Source organism: Flavobacterium sp. 245 (assembly GCF_004362055.1).
Taxonomy (GTDB): Bacteria; Bacteroidota; Bacteroidia; order Flavobacteriales; family Flavobacteriaceae; genus Flavobacterium.
The window spans coordinates 452,521-470,379 of record NZ_SNXB01000001.1 but is presented as its reverse complement, the minus strand read 5'-3'; the positions used below and the strand labels follow the sequence as shown (position 1 = coordinate 470,379).

Annotated in this window: 11 protein-coding genes; 5 read left to right on the top strand and 6 right to left on the bottom strand. The window is 32.8% G+C overall.

Annotated features, from left to right (window positions below; genetic code table 11):
- Positions 1–65: 65 nt before the first annotated feature.
- From EV145_RS01945 to EV145_RS01935, 3 genes are all read right to left on the bottom strand, one after another.
- A complete protein-coding gene (locus EV145_RS01945) occupies positions 66–1,085 on the bottom strand; it encodes a DUF481 domain-containing protein (RefSeq protein ID WP_133523552.1) in 1,020 nt (339 codons plus the stop codon).
- Positions 1,086–1,225: 140 nt separating this feature from the next.
- A complete protein-coding gene (locus tag EV145_RS01940) occupies positions 1,226–1,921 on the bottom strand; it encodes a hypothetical protein (RefSeq protein WP_133523551.1) in 696 nt (231 codons plus the stop codon).
- Between the two features lie 2 nt (positions 1,922–1,923).
- On the bottom strand, positions 1,924–6,456 hold the full coding sequence (locus tag EV145_RS01935) for a T9SS type A sorting domain-containing protein (RefSeq protein ID WP_133523550.1): 4,533 nt from the start codon (positions 6,454–6,456) through the stop codon (positions 1,924–1,926).
- A 293-nt stretch (positions 6,457–6,749) separates the two neighbouring features.
- Here EV145_RS01935 and EV145_RS01930 point away from each other — a divergent pair, with 293 nt between their 5' ends.
- The gene (locus tag EV145_RS01930) at positions 6,750–8,384 is read left to right on the top strand and encodes a S8 family peptidase (RefSeq protein WP_133523549.1); all 1,635 of its coding nucleotides are present in this window, start codon (positions 6,750–6,752) and stop codon (positions 8,382–8,384) included.
- Between the two features lie 62 nt (positions 8,385–8,446).
- The gene (locus EV145_RS01925; RefSeq protein ID WP_133523548.1) at positions 8,447–10,327 is read left to right on the top strand and encodes a M1 family metallopeptidase; all 1,881 of its coding nucleotides are present in this window, start codon (positions 8,447–8,449) and stop codon (positions 10,325–10,327) included.
- A 59-nt stretch (positions 10,328–10,386) separates the two neighbouring features.
- Here EV145_RS01925 and EV145_RS01920 read toward each other — a convergent pair whose 3' ends face one another.
- A complete protein-coding gene (locus EV145_RS01920; protein WP_133523547.1) occupies positions 10,387–10,929 on the bottom strand; it encodes a DUF5683 domain-containing protein in 543 nt (180 codons plus the stop codon).
- Between the two features lie 85 nt (positions 10,930–11,014).
- A complete protein-coding gene (locus EV145_RS01915; protein WP_133523546.1) occupies positions 11,015–11,968 on the bottom strand; it encodes a hypothetical protein in 954 nt (317 codons plus the stop codon).
- Between the two features lie 168 nt (positions 11,969–12,136).
- Between EV145_RS01915 and EV145_RS01910 the strand changes: the two genes are divergently transcribed.
- Positions 12,137–12,469: a helix-turn-helix domain-containing protein gene (locus EV145_RS01910; protein WP_133523545.1), complete on the top strand. Its 333-nt coding sequence runs from the start codon at positions 12,137–12,139 to the stop codon at positions 12,467–12,469.
- 84 nt (positions 12,470–12,553) lie between these two features.
- Here the strand turns inward: EV145_RS01910 and EV145_RS01905 are convergent, their stop codons facing one another.
- The gene (locus EV145_RS01905; RefSeq protein WP_133523544.1) at positions 12,554–13,492 is read right to left on the bottom strand and encodes an L-threonine 3-dehydrogenase; all 939 of its coding nucleotides are present in this window, start codon (positions 13,490–13,492) and stop codon (positions 12,554–12,556) included.
- A gap of 336 nt (positions 13,493–13,828) precedes the next feature.
- On the opposite strand from EV145_RS01905, the gene EV145_RS01900 reads away from it, so the two are divergent.
- Together EV145_RS01900 and mfd are read left to right on the top strand one after the other, a co-directional pair.
- Positions 13,829–14,455, top strand: a complete 627-nt coding sequence (locus EV145_RS01900) for a hypothetical protein (RefSeq protein WP_133523543.1) — start codon at positions 13,829–13,831, stop codon at positions 14,453–14,455.
- Positions 14,448–17,813, top strand: a complete 3,366-nt coding sequence (gene mfd, locus EV145_RS01895) for a transcription-repair coupling factor (RefSeq protein WP_133523542.1) — start codon at positions 14,448–14,450, stop codon at positions 17,811–17,813. Before EV145_RS01900 ends, mfd begins: the two co-directional genes overlap by 8 nt.
- The last annotated feature ends 46 nt before the right edge of the window (positions 17,814–17,859 follow it).

Below are 17,859 nucleotides of genomic sequence, written 5' to 3'. Positions count from 1 at the left end.
AGATTTAATTACAATTTGAAGAAAGGGCTGTCATTTTTGACAGCCCTTTTTTTATTCTGAAATTTTTAATCTAATTTCCAGCCAAAGGTAGTCTGGAAAACATAATCATCTTTTGAAGCTCCAGGTTTTGGCTTGTTGTCATAATTGTAAACAAACGACAGCTTGATGAAAAAGTCTAAAGGCAAATCGTATTTTGTATCTAAAGAAAAATCGGTACGAACCCTTTTGCTTTCGGTAATACTCGGAAAAATATTAGCTTTTGTCTGTATGCTGAAATCGCCAATGTCGTATAAATTAAAATCCGTTCCTACAAAGAGCTCCAAACTTTTATTAGCTTCGGGGGTTTCTGTAAAGCGTTCGTGGTTAAATGACAATCCTGAGGCAACGCCCCAATATTTTTTATTGCTATGCATAAGGTATTTTCCGTATCCTGCTTTTGAAATGATACGCAGTTCAATATCCTGTTCGGTATTAGATAAAGTGGTAACAGATAATGGTACAAAATAATCCTTTGGCAGTAAATAGACATAGCTTAATTCTGTATCGATCCTGCGAATGGGTTCGCTTTCATCTTGTACCGACTGAATTTGTTTGTACATAGCTGTTCCGTACCAGCGTTTTGCAGTGTATCCTAAATTTACATTTACAGTTAATTGCTGTAAGTTTTGCGCTTTAGTCAATTTTATTCCCACATCAAAACTAGCATCGAGCCTGTCCCAGAAACTTTCAGCAACTGGTTTTATATACACAATATCAGTTAAGTCAACTATCGATTTGGTCTGTGTTTCGATATTTGTAATCTCGCATTTATTGGGAGCTTTTATTTTTGAAATCTTGCCATTCAGCAAAACACCGTTAGTTAGGCTTATAATATGAATTCTTTCTGAGCCTATATTTTTTACATGTTTCCATTCCAGTTTAAAATCGTCTTTGCTATAGTCGGTTTCAATCTGTACGACACCTTTATTCATCATTTTTATTTTGCCAACAAGAATGTCATTGTTTTTTAGGACTAATGTATCAGAAGTCTGGGCACTGGTTTTGAAGAAAAATAAAAGAAAAAATAAAAGAATGATTTTCTTCATATTGGATTTATTTCTTTGATAGTCAGCTTTTAGTATTAAAGTTAGAAATAAAAACGCAATGTAAAGCAGGATTAAAAAAAAATCCCATTTTCAGTTTGTCGAAAATGGGATTTTTAAGGTTGATTGGTTGGTTTTGTTTTTTAGTTGGTTTTAAATTTCCAAACCTGGCCAACAGTTTCTCCTCCTTTATTGTCTTTTACAACAATTTTCCAGAAGTATTGTTTACCAGATTCAATTGTGGCATCAAGTGTCTTTTCTGATTTGTTTTCAGCAATTTTCGCTGTTGGAGGATTTGCTGTTCCAAAGTAAACATCATAAGTTAAAGCATCTGCAGTATCAACATCAGAAGCTGTCCATTTTAAAGAAACAGTTCCTGCATTTAAAGCTGCATTTAAAACTGGAGCAACCAATTCTGGAGCAAATGGTAGATGATTTACAACCGCTTCTCCAGCAGTGTAAAATTTAAAAACAGATGAATAAGTGCTAGCTAGACCTTTAGCGTCCGTTGCTTTTATTCTCCAGTAATAGGCAATATTTTTGCTTAATACAAAAGAAGCTGCGTTGTCTGCACCGTCAAAAGTTTTCTCTATTTGAGTGAAAGCATTATCTTTTGCAACTTGAATTTGATAGGTTATTGCATCCTTGTTTTCATCAGTAGATTTATTCCACGCAAAAGAAACCGTATTGTCTAAGCATAATTTATTATCTGCTGGGGAAGTTAGTACGGGCACACTTGGCGCCACGTTTACTGTAGGTGCTGGTTCTGGATCATCTGAACCTCCTCCGCAAGAAATAAATAAAACACTGATTATTGATAGATATATGAAATTTTTCATTTTTATTTTTTTATAATTTTTACGTATTCCGGAGTTTCAAGATAAATTTTGGCAGCATAAATTCCTGAAGGAAGATTTTCAAGATTTAAGTTTGCTCTTCCGTTTTCAATATTATACTTTCCATGAGAAACCACTTGCCCTCCAAAGTTGTATAATTCAATTACAACTTCAGATTTTGTACTTGGGATTTCAATTTCTATAGCTCCCGAAGTTGGGTTTGGATATGCAGACAGAATAGTTCCTAATTCTGAAGAAGAAACTTTTTTAGCAAAAATACCTTCGCAGGCTTTTGAAGTTGCAACTTCAATTAAACCTGCTTTATCCAACTCTAAACTAAAGTTAGCATCAGTAGTTTGAAATTGTGCTTCACCATCAACAAATACAGTATAAGGTGCAGTTCCTTCGGTGATTTCAACATCAACTTTTTTAGATGTTACAGTCGATTTTCCTGCTACGGTTCCGCCTTTTGCAATTGTAAGTGTATAATTTTGTTCAAAATTCTCGTCCGGAATCACGATCGAAATAGTATAAGTTCCAGGAGTTAAGCCTGTAACTTTTAGACTGTTGTTTGTAAAAGTGTATTTTTTTCCGCTGATCGTTGCTTCGTAGGCATAGGTACCTTTTGCCGTAATGCTTATTTCTCCATTATTTTCGCCTGAGCAAGATTCGCCTTTTGTTTCAACAGCAAAATTGTCGTTTGGCAATACAAGAGAAATGCCACAGTTTGTGTTATACGAAGCTAAAGCATCTTTTTTGCTTGCCCACTTTGTATCTGCATAAGTTGCATCATCAACTTGAATACAAGTCAAATTAGGATTGTTTTTAAAGCTGAAATAATTTAAATCATATAAACTGGTGAAATTTGCATTGTTACCATTTTTAACATTTAAAGTGTTTAAATTGTTTGAGCTACAATTGACTGCATTTAATTTTTTGTTTTTTGAAACATTCAAAGAGGTTAATTTATTTTCCTGACAATACACAGAATATAAATCAGTGTTATTTGATAACTCTAACGAAGTCAATTGATTTTTGCTGCATGAAAAATACCCTAAACGAGAATTTTTAGAAACATCGATGGTTGTCAATAAATTATTATCGCACCCTAATTGTGACAATATAGCGGCTTGTGACAAATCTAAAGTTTTCAGTTGATTATTTGCACAAAATACATATTGCAGGCTTTTGTTGTTTGATAAATCTAAGCTTGTTAACTGGTTGTTGGCACAGTTTAAATAATAAACATTTGGATTTTTAGTTAGATTTAAAGTTGTCAGTTTATTATCAATAGCATACAGATATCTTAATTTTGTGTTTTTTGAAAGATCCAATGTTGTTAGTTGGTTCTCTTGACAAAATAAATCCGTCAGCTCTGTATTTTGAGAAAGATTAATCTCTGTTAATTGATTGCCTCTAAAGTCAAAATTGCTTAGCAAAACATTTTTAGAAACATCAATTTTACTAAGACGGTTGTTGCCACAGCTAATGTCATAAAGCGCAGTATTTTTTGAAAGGTCTAATTCGCTTAAACGATTATTTGCAACATATAATTTTTCAAGTGCTTTAAAATCTTGTATTCCGGTTAGGTCATAGATTGCATCTGTTTGAACGTTTATGCTTTCAGAAAGATTTAATTCTTTAACAGAAGAAATACTAGAAGTCAAAACAACTCCATTAACACCATCTTTATCAATACCAAGTGCAATCAGCTTAGCTTCGAACTTAACATCTGGAATAAGTGTGAAAACTTTAGAATCGCAAGTTACATCATAAGATGCCGCTGTTTCTTTTGCTGCAGCCCAATTAGCATCTGCAAAAGCTTTATCGTCAATTTGAATACAGGTTAAATTAGTATTGCTTTTGAAATTGCCAGCAGCCATATTCTGCATGTTTTTATTGTTTCCATTCTTTAAATTTATGCTGAATAAATTGTTTGACGAAGCATCAATTTTTAATAGAGCGGTATTCTTTGAAAGATCTAAATTTAATAACTGATTTGATTTAGCATTTGCTGAAGTCAAAGCAACGTTTTTTGTTAAATCGACAGCTTTCAAATTATTTGAAGAAAAATCTAATTCTTTTAAACCAGTAAATCCTTCAATACCTGTTAAGTTTGAGATATTGCTTGAAGATACATTCAAAGTAGTAACTGCAGCAATACTTGATGTTAAAACTTTTCCGTTTTTGCCATCGATGTCAATACCTAATGCAATTAATTTAGCTTCAAAATTACTATCTGGAATTGCAGTAAAAGCATTACAGAGCGTATTGTAATTTGCTGATGCATCTTTTAAAGCAGACCAATTAGTTGCAGAAAAATTTTCATCATCGACCTGAATACATTTTAAACTTGGATTGTTTAAAAATGAGGAAGTGCTTTTGTTTAATAAAGTGTTTTTTCCGTTTTTCAAATCTAAACTTACAAGTTTGTTATTTGATGCATTTACAGAAGTTAACAATGCATTTTTAGATAAGTCTAAGAACAACAATTGATTGTCTTTGCAGTTTAATGTTTCCAAGCTCGCAAAACTTTCAATTCCGCTTAAATTTGTAATAGAGCTGTTAGAAACGTCAAGCGTTTTGATTTGTGCAATACTAGAAGTTAAAACCTGACCATTAACGCCATCAATGTCAATATTTAAAGCAATCAGTTTGGCTTCAAAATTTGGATCAGGAATTTGAGTGTATGGTCTGCAGTCTTCAGAGAATTTGGCCCAGCTGTCTTTAGCAGTGCTCCATTTGCTGTCAGCATTGATTTTGTTGTCAACTAAAATGCAAGTTAAACTTAGATTGTTTTTTACACCTAAAGTTAAAGCAGTGTTGTTTCCATTTTTTAAATTAAGATCATAAAGCATTTTGTTAGATGCCAGACTTGCATAGGTAAGTTTTGTGTTTTTTGATAAGTCAAGACTTTCAATTTTAGAGTCTTCAAAATATAGCATATTTAACGCTGTATTTTTAGAAAGGTCAAGCGTTTTTATAAGGTTTTGTCTTGCAACTAATGACTTTAATTTAGGATTATTAGTTAAGTCTAATTCTGATATACTATTGCCATCGATCGTTAGTTCTTCAAGCAACGCATTTTTAGAAACGTCAATTTTTGTTAAAGAATTATAATGTATTTCTAATCTCCAAAGTTTTGTGTTTTGCGTAACATCTAATGTCGATATTTTGTTTGAAAGACAGTTTAACATTGCAAGTTCCTTATTTTTAGAAATATTTAATTCTGTTAACTCATTATAATAACATTGAATATTAGTTAATAAGGTATTGTTGTCAGTATTTAAGCTTTTTATTTTATTACTATAACATTGAAGTGTTTTTAAATTTGGCTGTGTGCTTATATCTAGGGCAACTAATGTGTTATTTGCAGTGTTTAATGTTTCTAATGCTGTGTTTTTAGAAATATTCAACTCAGTAAGTTTATTGCCTTGAACATTTAAATTTTTCAATAAAACATTATTAGTGATATCGATCGAAGTAATTTGATTATAAGCACAATTTAAATCGGTAAGCAAAGGATTTTGTGAAAGATCTAAACTTGTAAGTTTGTTATTGTAAGGGACAAACTCAACGAGTTCTTTGTTGTTTGAAACAGAAATAGATGTAACCTGGTTTGTTTCAAATTTCAAAGTTTTCAGTTTAGTATTTTTTGAAACATCTATAGCAGTTAACTTATTACTATTGAAGTTTAAGCTTTCAAGTGCAAGATTATTAGATACATCTAACGCCGTCAATTGATTTGAACTGACATCGACAGTTTTCAGCATTAAATTTTTTGAAAGATCTAAAGCTGTAAGTTTACCATTATTGCCTCTAAAAGTCAGGTTTTCAAGTGAAGTAAAACCTTCAATTCCGGTTAAATTTGAAATAGTTGTTGTAGAATACGAAATATCAAGAGTTTTGATTCCTGATATTCCACTTGTAAGCACTTTTCCGTTAACACCATCTTTATCATAACCTTTTGAAATTAGGTATAGTTCAAATTCTTTATCCGGAATCATTGTATATTGTAGTGGAACCTCATTAACATCAACCATAGAAACATTGTCTACTAATATCTCAGAATTAAGAGAACCTGTTGTCAAGATGTCTACTTCAATATTTTCAGAAACAGTTGGAGTATAATCAAATTCAATTTTTCTCCATTCTGTAGTAGAAAAAGTGGCATCTGATTTTTTGATTATTTCTTCTTTAAAAGTTCCAGGTTTATGATATATACTGAAATCAATAGAAGAAAAAGTTCCTTTAACCAATTTGTGATATAAAGTAACTCGGTAAGTTTTACCAGCTATTACCGGAAAATATTCGGTATTAATATAATTTAATGTTCCACTGGCAACCATCATATTGATGCTGTAAGTACCATTTTGTGCAACGGAGCTTTGCGAAGCGAATCCACTGATGTAACGGTACCAATGCTCTGGTTGTGATGACGAAGTCCAGGTTTCAAAGTTTCCATTCGCGACCAAGTTGGTCTGAGCATAAATGGAAAAATTTGCCAATAAAAGCAACAAGAGTAGTTTTGTTTTCATAGAATAATTTTAGAAATAAGGTCGCGCAATAATACCTGTTTTAAGTCTAGTTTCCTTACGGAAAAGCGTAAAGCCGCATTATTTTTCTAATTCTTTGAAAATTTACCAATAACCTACAGTGATTGTTTTTTATAAGAATATTTTTAAGTATTTGATACAAAGCTTCTTTTGTTAGCTTTTGGTTTCCTTAAAGTAAATTTAAATAATCATAACACAGTGTTAATCGTTAGTTTTTTGTAACAAAAAGTCCTAATTTAGGCCCATATTTAACTTTGACATTAAATTAAGATTACATGATTTATACTAAACCTATTAAATTATCTGCTTTTGCTTTATTGGTTTTGGCAGGTTGCGGAACAACTTTACAGGCACAATCTGCTGCTTCTAAAGAATTTATCAAAGCACCTTTGGCAGTTGTTAAAAAGGCACCAGTTACTGAAAACGAACTAAAAAGATGGAGCCATCTTGATTTAGTAAAAGATTCGATTCCAGGAATGAGTGTTGATAGGGCTTACGCCGAATTATTGCAAGGCAAAACGGGTCAAAAGGTAATTGTAGGGATTGTAGATTCTGGGATTGATATTGAGCATGAAGATTTGCAGGGAAAAATCTGGACAAATCCAAAAGAAATTCCTGGAAACGGAATCGACGATGATAAAAACGGATTCATTGACGATGTTCACGGATGGAATTTTCTTGGTAATGCCGTTCATGAAAATCTTGAATTGACACGTATTGTTAAAAAAAGCGACGATGGATCAGCGCAGTATAAAGAAGCTTTAAAACAATATAATGAGAAATATGAAGAGGCTTTAAAAAATAAGGAGCAAGTTGATTTTTTATTAGATGTTCATAATACAATCAAAAAAGAGCTTAATAAAAAAACATATAAAATTGAGGATTTAAGCACTTTAACTTCTACAGATCCAAAAGTAGCAAGATCTAAAATGGTCATGACGCAAATTTTTACAAATGCAGGTCCGACTTTTGATCCTGAAGCTGATTTTGAAGAATATAGAGAACAGGTTTACGACGAAATAGATTATAATTTAAACAAAGACTACGACGGAAGAAAAGTCGTAGGCGACAATCCTGATGACATCAAAAATAACCATTACGGAAATAATGTTGTTTTTGGTCCAGATAAAGAAAAAGCATTGCACGGAACTCACGTTGCCGGAATTATTGCGCAAGTAAGAGGGAATAATTTAGGAGGAGACGGTGTAGCAAATAACGTTGAAATCTTAACGGTAAGAGCAGTTCCTGATGGAGATGAGTATGATAAAGACATCGCGCTGGCAATTCGTTACGCAGTTGACAACGGCGCAAAAGTAATCAACGGAAGTTTTGGAAAAAGCTTTTCACCACATAAAGAATGGGTATATGAGGCACTAACATATGCTGCAAAAAAAGATGTTTTAATTGTTCATGCAGCAGGTAATGACGGATATAATATTGACGAAACTAAAAACATTAATTACCCAAATGACTCTAAAGACAATCTAAAAGAATTTACAAATAATGTGATTACAATTGGAGCAATCAACAAAGAATATGGTGAAAATGTGGTGGCAGGATTCTCAAATTTTGGAAAAATAAACGTAGATGTTTTTGCTCCAGGTGAAGAAATTTATGCAACCGTTCCTAACAATAAATATAAATATTTACAGGGAACTTCAATGGCGGCTCCAAATGTTGCTGGAGTAGCAGCATTAATTCGTTCTTACTATCCAAAACTAAAAGCAGCTCAGGTGAAGCAAATTTTAATGGATTCTGGAGTGGCGCTTCCTTCAAAAGTAGTTTTAGGGGAAAGTGAAAATTCAATTCAAAAACCTTCGGCAGTTTCTTCAGCAGAATCTTCAAGAACAGCAAAAATGGTAAATGCTTATAATGCTTTACTTATGGCCGAAAAAATGTCTAAAAAATAATCAAATAAAATACACTAATCCGGTGGAAGGGCGGCAGCCCTTCCATTTTTATTAAAATAACCATGCGAAAAATAATACTATTATCCTTTCTGAGTTTGGGCTTAAACTCAGCTTTTGCACAAAGCGCTCCTTATTGGCAGCAACATGTCGATTATAAAATGGAAGTATCGATGGATGTGAAAAATTATCTCTACAAAGGGAAACAAGAATTAGTTTACACTAATAATTCACCCGATACTCTAAAAAAAGTTTTCTATCATTTATATCCAAATGCTTTTCAGCCGGGAAGTGAAATGGATGCTCGTCTGCATTCTATAAAAGACCCAGATGCAAGAATGGTGAATAAAATTAAAGATGCTGATGGAAAAGAAATTAAACAAAGCCGAATTGAAACTTTAAAACCAAATGAAATTGGTTTCTTAAAAGTGACTAATTTTAAACAAGACGGCGTTGTGGCTCAAACGAGACTTTCGTCAACGATTTTAGAGGTTACTTTAGCAAAGCCAATGCTGCCAAATTCTAAAACTACTTTTACATTAGATTTTGAAGGTCAGGTACCCGTGCAGATTCGTCGTTCTGGACGAAATAATAAAGAGGGAGTGGAGCTTTCAATGTCACAATGGTATCCAAAATTAGCCGAATTTGATTTTGAAGGATGGCATGCAGATCCTTATATCGCAAGAGAATTTCACGGTGTATGGGGAGATTTTGATGTAAAAATTACTATCGATAAAGACTATACGCTTGGAGGTTCTGGGTATTTACAAGATAAAAATTCAATTGGACACGGCTATGAAGATGCTGGTGTAACAGTTGTTTATCCAAAAAAAGCAAAAACATTGACTTGGCATTTTATTGCGCCAAATGTTCACGATTTTACATGGGCAGCTGATAAAGCATACACGCATGATATTGTAAAAGGACCAAATGATGTTGATTTGCATTTCTTCTACAAAAATGACGAAAAAACAACTGGAAACTGGAAACAGCTTGAGCCTTTAATGGTAAAAGTTATGGAGTATTACAACCACAGAGTAGGACAATATCCGTATAAACAATACTCATTTATTCAAGGTGGCGATGGCGGAATGGAGTACGCAATGTGTACTTTGATGCTGGGAAGCGGAACACTTGAAGGAATTTTAGGAACTGCTACGCACGAATTAGGGCATTCTTGGTTCCAGCATATTTTGGCTTCAAACGAATCTAAGCATCCTTGGATGGACGAAGGTTTTACAACTTACATTGAAGACAGTGCTTTGAATGAATTAAAAGGCGATAAAAAAGAAGCAAATCCGTTTAAAGGAAATTATACTGCTTATTATAGTTTAGTGAATTCTGGAAAAGAACAGCCACAAACAACGCACGGAGACCGTTATGACGAAAATAAACCGTACAGTGTTTCATCATATGTAAAAGGAAGTATTTTCCTTTCGCAGTTAGAATATGTAATTGGAAAAGAAAATGTTGATGCAACTTTAAAAAGATATTTCAATGATTTTAAATTCAAACATCCAACGCCAAATGATATCAAAAGAAGTGCAGAAAGAGTTTCCGGCGCTGAATTAGATTGGTATTTAATCGACTGGGCACAAACAGCAAACACAATTGATTACGGAATTAAAGACGTTGCGGATAATGCTGGAAAAACGACAGTTACTTTAGAAAGAATTGGAAGAATGCCAATGCCAATTGATTTGAAAGTAAATTATACTGACGGAACTTCTGAAACATTCTACATTCCATTAAGAATGATGAATTTCATCAAACCGAATCCAAATCCAAACGAAAAAAGAACAGTTCTAGAAGATTGGGCTTGGGCACAGTCAAACTATAGTTTTTCAATTGATAAAAACAAAGCAGCAATCAAAAAAATCACTATCGATCCAAGCGGATTAATGGCTGATGTGAAACCTGCAAACAATGTTTTTGAAGTGAAATAATTTCAAAAATAACATAAAAAGAAACTCCCGTTTAAATTAATAAACGGGAGTTTTTTATTTTAAAATGTATAAATACAACTAATTATTAAATCATTTTTTAAAGTTTTGTCTTTAATAATAAGAGGTTTAAATGCTAATTGATTGTTTACATTGAATTGTGATAAAGAAGCATCAACATTTGCATCAATAATATTTAAAGCATAAAACCCAACAGCACATAATAAAGACAAATCACTATTTCGCCTAAATTGTTTTTGTGCTGACATAAGTTGAGATTCACTTAATCTCGACAAATATTCTGAATTGCTTTTATTTCCGGCAAGTCTGTTTTTATATTCATCTCTGTAAATATTGTATTGCTTTTTGTTATCAATATAGAAATACATGCTTGTACCAATTGCTCCATAAACTAATGGAACTTTCCAATATTTTTTATTATAGACTTGGCCAAGTCCAGGTAAGACCGCAGAATAGAAACCTGCTTTTGCCGGACGAAGTGGATCAAGAGTTTGAGAATTAAAAGAGTCTTTTTTTAAGATATTTTGTGGTTGGGAATATACAAAACCACATAAAAAAAAGAGAAATAGTGTATAAAAACGCATTTGAAAGAATTTTCTTATTTTAGCAAAGAAAGGAATTTAAATTGAAAAGCCATTACTTAATTTGTTTAGTAATGGCTTTTTTAATCTATTTGGTATATTTAAAATCGCAATTTAATGTATAACCAGCACCAGTGAAAGTTCCTTTTATATATCCACCTTCAGTTTGATAAGCTGTCCAAATTTGACCACTTGTATTTCTAATTATGCTACCAGTTCCCGATGGGTATGGAACAGTAAAAGCAAAATCTGCAAAAGGATTGCTTCCACTTTGTGAAAAACCTGCAATTGAATTATTCGACATAGTAAAAGTAGTTGGACATAGGATAGTTCCAGCTACAGGATCTGTGTAATAAGCTTGAAATTCAGTAAAATACCTGAAAAACACTTTTCCAAAAGTATCTTTATGTTTTTCTCTTCCTGTTGAATAAAGAATTACAAAATACATATCTTCTGATCTCGTAGCTCGGTCGGTTTTCACCCCTTCATCATAAACATATCTTCCAGTTGTTTTTTTTGAATCGGAAATGTTTAAATCGGCTATTTTTCCATTAATTGCGACCTCTCCTTTTTCGTTTACTACATTTGCAATTCTATTTTCAAACACAGTTGTCGTTCCAAATTTATCCTGTAATAGATACTTTTCATGCTTTTTCAATAATCCTTCTGCCATCGTTGGGTTTAATAATTTCAACGAATTAATTTCGTCAGCAATACTTTGAATACTAATAAAATTTAAATTTTTTCTAAGAGTGTAAATATTGTTTAGTCTTTCTTTATGATATTTGTTTAATTCATTTAAAACTAAATTTTCAGTGTTATTTGATCTGAAATTTTTATTTGTATATTTCTTAGCCAGAGTTTCTTCCATTTTTTCTTTGATTAATGAAATTTCATCTATTTTTTCCTCCATTTTTTCATTTGTGAGAAAGTCAAAAGTTTCAATTTTTTTATTTGTTAATTGGATGTTTTCTGCTGTATCATCTTTACTGCATGAAATAAATGCTATGCAAATCATTACTAGTAAATAAACTTTTTTCATTTTACTTAATTTAAAGAGTTATTAAAAATTTTGATAAAAGATAAAGAAGACTTGAGCTCTAAGTTCTTTAAGAATAATGCAAATCAATTATAAATTTAAGAAAATTCCTTCAAAATAAAGTTTTTAAATGCTAAACCTAAGTTTATTTGTAGTATATTGCTTAAAAAAATGACTTTTGGCACTAAGCTTAGAAAATTAAGAGAAAGTAAAAATATATCTCAAAAGGAAATTTCTTTGATTTTAGAGGTTTCCCAAACAATTTATGGAAAATGGGAAAGTGATAGGTTTTTTCCAACATATAAAAATTTAAAAAAACTAGCTAGTTTTTATAAAATTAATGTTGATTTTTTAGTTCAAACGGAAGTTGAAATTAGTAAAGGAGAGATTACTGAAAAGAAAAGATTTAAGAAGAAATATTTAAAAGAGATATTACGGAATATAAAAGAATTAAAAACTTTGATACATACACATTTTATGCATAGTCATAATAAAAAAATATAGAATAATTCTTTCTCAAAAAAGAATAAAAAGAAACTCCCGTTTAAATTAATAAACGGGAGTTTTTTATTTTAGAATAATTGAAACTTAACTCAAATGTTCAATCATGTCTTTTGTCATAGTTTCAAGATCAAAAGTATGTTTCCAGTTCCAGTCTTCTCTAGCAGAACTGTCGTCAATACTTGCTGGCCAGCTGTCCGCAATTTTCTGGCGGAAATCTGGATTGTAAGTAATTTCAAAATCTGGAATATGTTTTTTGATTTCCGCAGCAATTTCAGTTGGCGTAAAACTCATCGCCGCTAAATTGTATGAAGAATGTATTTTAATTTCTTCAGCCGGAGCTTTCATGATATTGATTGTTGCATCAATGGCATCATCCATATACATCATTGGCATTTTGGTTTCAGATGATAAAAAGCATTCGTATTTTTTATCGGCAATAGCCTTATAGAAAATATCAACAGCGTAATCTGTTGTTCCACCGCCCGGAGGAGTTGACCAGCTTATTAAACCTGGATAACGAATACTGCGAACATCAACACCATAAATATTATGGTAATATTCGCACCATCTTTCGCCAGCCTGTTTACTGATTCCGTAAACTGTTGAAGGTTCCATTACAGTATATTGAGGCGTATTTTCTTTTGGAGTTGTTGGCCCAAAAACAGCAATACTTGAAGGCCAGAAGACTTTTTTTATTTTTTTTGCTTTTGCCAAATTTAAAACGTGAAAAAGAGAATTCATATTTAAATCCCATGCAAAAGCCGGATTTTTTTCAGCTGTTGCAGACAAAAGTGCTGCCATCAAATAAACATCGGTAATTTGATGTACTTCTACCAAATGTTCGATTTGGTTAAAATCTAAAGCATTGACCACTTCAAAAGGTCCTGAATTAACAACATCAGTATTTAGTTTTCGGATATCAGAAGCGATTACATTATCTGTTCCATATAATTTACGCAGCTTTTGCGTCAGCTCTGTTCCAATTTGTCCACAGGCACCAATAATCAATATTTTCGGATTCATTTTTCGATGATTTTAGAGAGACAAATATAACGTTTTCGCAATTACTTATGCTTTTTAGAATCATAAATTATAAATTCAATAATGAAAAAGTTTGTTTGTTGGATTATTCTCTTTTACAAGGGTGTGCCTTTGTGTCTTCAAAATTATGCTATAGATTGCTTTAACAGTGTCAAGAAAATAACTTCTCCCTAAGCCTCGAGATCGCTCAACTCCACATCAATAACTTCGGTCCAAAAAACTTAGAACCTTAGTGGCTCAGCATCTCAGAACCTCAAAAAAAAAGGCCTTCGTAATTGTAAATTTACTTTGTAACTTTGTGGCTTAATGTTTTATCAAATGAAATATAAAATAGCTCTCTTTCTGCTTTTGATTTTTGTACTGCATTCATGTCAAAATGAAAATGAAAAACGCCGTGCAGAGAATGAAAAAGTGGCTAAAAAGAATGAGAAAATCTTTAATAATATTAATAAATCTTGGATTTTTATTGATGAACCCATAAATGAAGTTGCAGAAAAAAATGCTGGTACATGGACAGAATGGCGCGAATTCTTAAAAGAAATTGGCGACAAACCAAGAAGAACAATTGGAGCATTTCAAAAAAAGTCAAAAGCGATTTCAAAAAAAGCATTGGCATTGAACAATAATATTCCGGCAGAATTTAATCAGCCCGCCATTAAAAGCCGAATTTCGATTTTGATTACCAAAATCAAAATGATGGAATTATTTATCAATTTGAGCACTGTTCCAGATGATAAAGTGACTTTATTAATTGGTGAAATCAATAAAGAAATTATTTCGCTTGAAAGACAAATGGATAAAATTGTTGAGAAAAGCAAAATTCCAAAAGAACAGGGAGAAGAAGATTTCTTGAAAATGTTAGATACGACGCGTGCGATTCCGAATTCGAATTCACCTCAGGTTCCAATACAAAAAATAGATCAAAACGCACCAAAAGTTGAGTAAAAACGCCTTATATACAACGTACGACAATTTGCCAAAAGCACAGCAGATTGCGGCAAGTCTGCTAGAAGGAAATCAAGTAAAAATGAACCTTCACGGGTTGCTTGGATCTGCGGTTTCATTTATAATTCGCTCTGTTTTCAAGAAAACCGAACTGCCTTTTTTAGTTGTTTTAGACAATAAAGAAGAAGCGGCTTATTATTTGAACGATTTAGAGCAAATGATTGGCGAGCAGGATGTTTTATTTTATCCCGCTTCATTTCGCCGTCCGTATCAAATTGACGAAACTGACAATGCGAATGTTTTGCTTCGTGCTGAAGTTTTAAACCGAATTAATTCCCGTAAAAAACCAGCCGTAATTGTTACGTATCCCGAAGCACTTTTTGAAAAAGTAGTAACGAGAAGAGAACTAGATAAAAACACTTTAAAAGTCGCTTTGAACGACAAAATTTCGATCGATTTTATCAACGAAGTTTTGTTTGAATACGAATTTAAAAGAGTCGATTTTATTACAGAACCAGGGGAATTTTCGGTTCGTGGAGGAATTGTGGATGTTTTTTCTTTTTCAAATGATCATCCTTATCGAATTGAGTTTTTTGGAAATGAAGTAGACAGCATTAGAACTTTTGATGTTGAAACGCAATTGTCTGTCGAAACACATAAAAAAATCACGATTATCCCGAATGTTGAAAACAAACTTTTTCAGGAAAACCGTGAGAGTTTCTTAGATTATATTGCTGAAAAAACAGTCATTTTCATTCAAAATACCGACGGACTTTTTAGTCAGTTAGATAAACAATTTGCAAGAGCAGAAGAAGCTTTTGAGAAACTTTCGAAAGAAATAAAACACGCCACGCCGGAACAATTATTCCTAAGCCAGAGTTCGTTTATCAAACGCGCTTTAGATTTTTCGATTGTAGAGTTGGCTTCAAGGCCAATTTTTAAAACCACTAAAAAATTCGAATTTCATATTCAGCCTCAGCCATCTTTCAACAAACAATTTGATTTGTTGCTGAATAATCTGAGCGAAAATCATTTTAACGGATATATAAATTATTTATTTTGTTCGAATGAAACGCAGGCAAAACGTTTTCATGATATTTTTGAAAGTTTAGACGAAGCCAATTCAGAGAATATCAGAAAGCAATATAATACTATTGTACTGCCTTTATATCAAGGATTTATTGACGAAGAAAATCAGATTACTGCTTATACTGATCATCAGATTTTTGAACGTTATCATAAATTCAACATCAAAAACGGATATTCAAAAAAGCAGAATATCACTTTAAAAGAATTAACTGCACTTTCTGTAGGCGATTATGTAACGCATATCGATCACGGAATAGGAAAGTTTGGCGGACTGCAGAAAATTCAGGTGGAAGGCAAAACGCAGGAAGCTATAAAACTAGTTTATGCCGATAACGATATTGTATATGTGAGTATTCACTCGCTTCATAAAATTTCGAAATACAACGGAAAAGATGGAACGCCGCCAAAAATATATAAATTAGGCTCGAACGCTTGGAAAGTTTTAAAACAAAAAACTAAAGCGCGCGTCAAACATATTGCGTTCAATTTGATTCAATTGTATGCAAAACGCCGTTTAGAAAAAGGTTTTCAATTTGCACCTGATAGTTATTTGCAAAACGAATTAGAAAGTTCGTTTATTTATGAAGATACGCCAGATCAAACCAAATCAACGGCAGAAGTAAAAGCCGACATGGAAAGCGATCGCCCAATGGATCGTTTGGTTTGTGGCGACGTTGGTTTCGGTAAAACCGAAGTTGCCATTCGTGCCGCTTTTAAAGCTGTTGATAATAGCAAACAAGTTGCGGTTTTAGTACCGACAACTATTTTGGCTTATCAGCATTTTAGAACTTTTTCAGAGCGTTTGAAAGATATGCCGGTTTCAATTGGTTACTTAAACCGATTTAGAACCGCCAAACAAAAAACGCAGACTTTAAAAGATTTAGCCGACGGAAAACTAGACATCGTAATTGGAACGCATCAATTAGTAAATAAAAATGTAGTTTTTAAAGATTTAGGTTTATTGATTGTTGATGAAGAACAAAAGTTTGGCGTTAACGTAAAAGATAAATTAAAAACCATTGCAGCAAATGTTGATACCTTGACATTAACTGCAACGCCAATTCCGAGAACGCTTCAGTTTTCATTGATGGCCGCGCGTGACTTATCTGTAATTACAACGCCTCCGCCAAACAGATATCCAATTGAAACCAATGTCGTTGGTTTTAATGAAGAAATTATCCGTGATGCGATTTCGTATGAAATTCAAAGAAACGGACAGGTTTTCTTCATCAATAACCGAATCGAAAATATAAAAGAAGTTGCCGGAATGATTCAGCGTTTGGTACCAAATGCAAGAGTCGGAATTGGCCACGGACAAATGGAAGGAGCCAAACTCGAAGAATTGATGTTAGGTTTCATGAACGGAGATTTTGATGTTTTGGTTGCAACCACAATTATTGAAAGTGGTTTAGATGTTCCAAATGCCAACACGATTTTCATCAATAATGCTAATAATTTTGGATTATCAGATCTGCACCAAATGCGTGGTCGAGTAGGACGTAGCAACAAAAAAGCATTTTGTTATTTCATTTGTCCTCCGTATTCATCAATGACTGAAGATGCGAGAAAACGTATTCAAGCTTTGGAGCAATTCAGCGAATTAGGAAGCGGTTTCAATATTGCGATGAAAGATCTTGAAATTCGAGGTGCCGGAGATTTATTGGGAGGCGAACAAAGCGGTTTCATCAACGAAATTGGTTTTGATACGTACCAAAAAATCATGAACGAAGCGATTGAAGAATTGAAAGAAAACGAGTTCAAAGATTTATATCCTGAAGAAAATGATATCGATACTAAAGAATATGTAAAAGACATTCAAATCGATGCCGATTTCGAACTTTTATTCCCAGATGAATATATCAATAACGTTTCAGAACGTTTGGTTTTATATAACGAATTAGGCGCGATAAAAGACGAAGCCGGATTACAGGAATTCGAAAGAAAGCTAATTGACCGTTTTGGTCCGTTGCCAAAACAAGCGGTTTCTCTATTAAACAGCATCAGAATAAAATGGATTGCGACAAAAGTTGGAATCGAGAAATTAGTCTTGAAGCAAGGCAAAATGATTGGTTATTTCGTTTCAGATCAACAGTCGGATTATTACCAATCGGTTAAGTTTAGAAATGTCTTGAATTTTGTTCAAAAGCAAAGTTCAATCTGCAAAATGAAAGAAAAACAAACCGTAAACGGATTACGTTTGTTATTGACTTTTGAAAATGTGAAGTCGATAAAACGAGCGCTGGAGTTGATGGAATTGTTTGAGGAGTAAAAATAAAAAAACAAAAAATGGCGCACGAAAATTTCATGCGCCATTT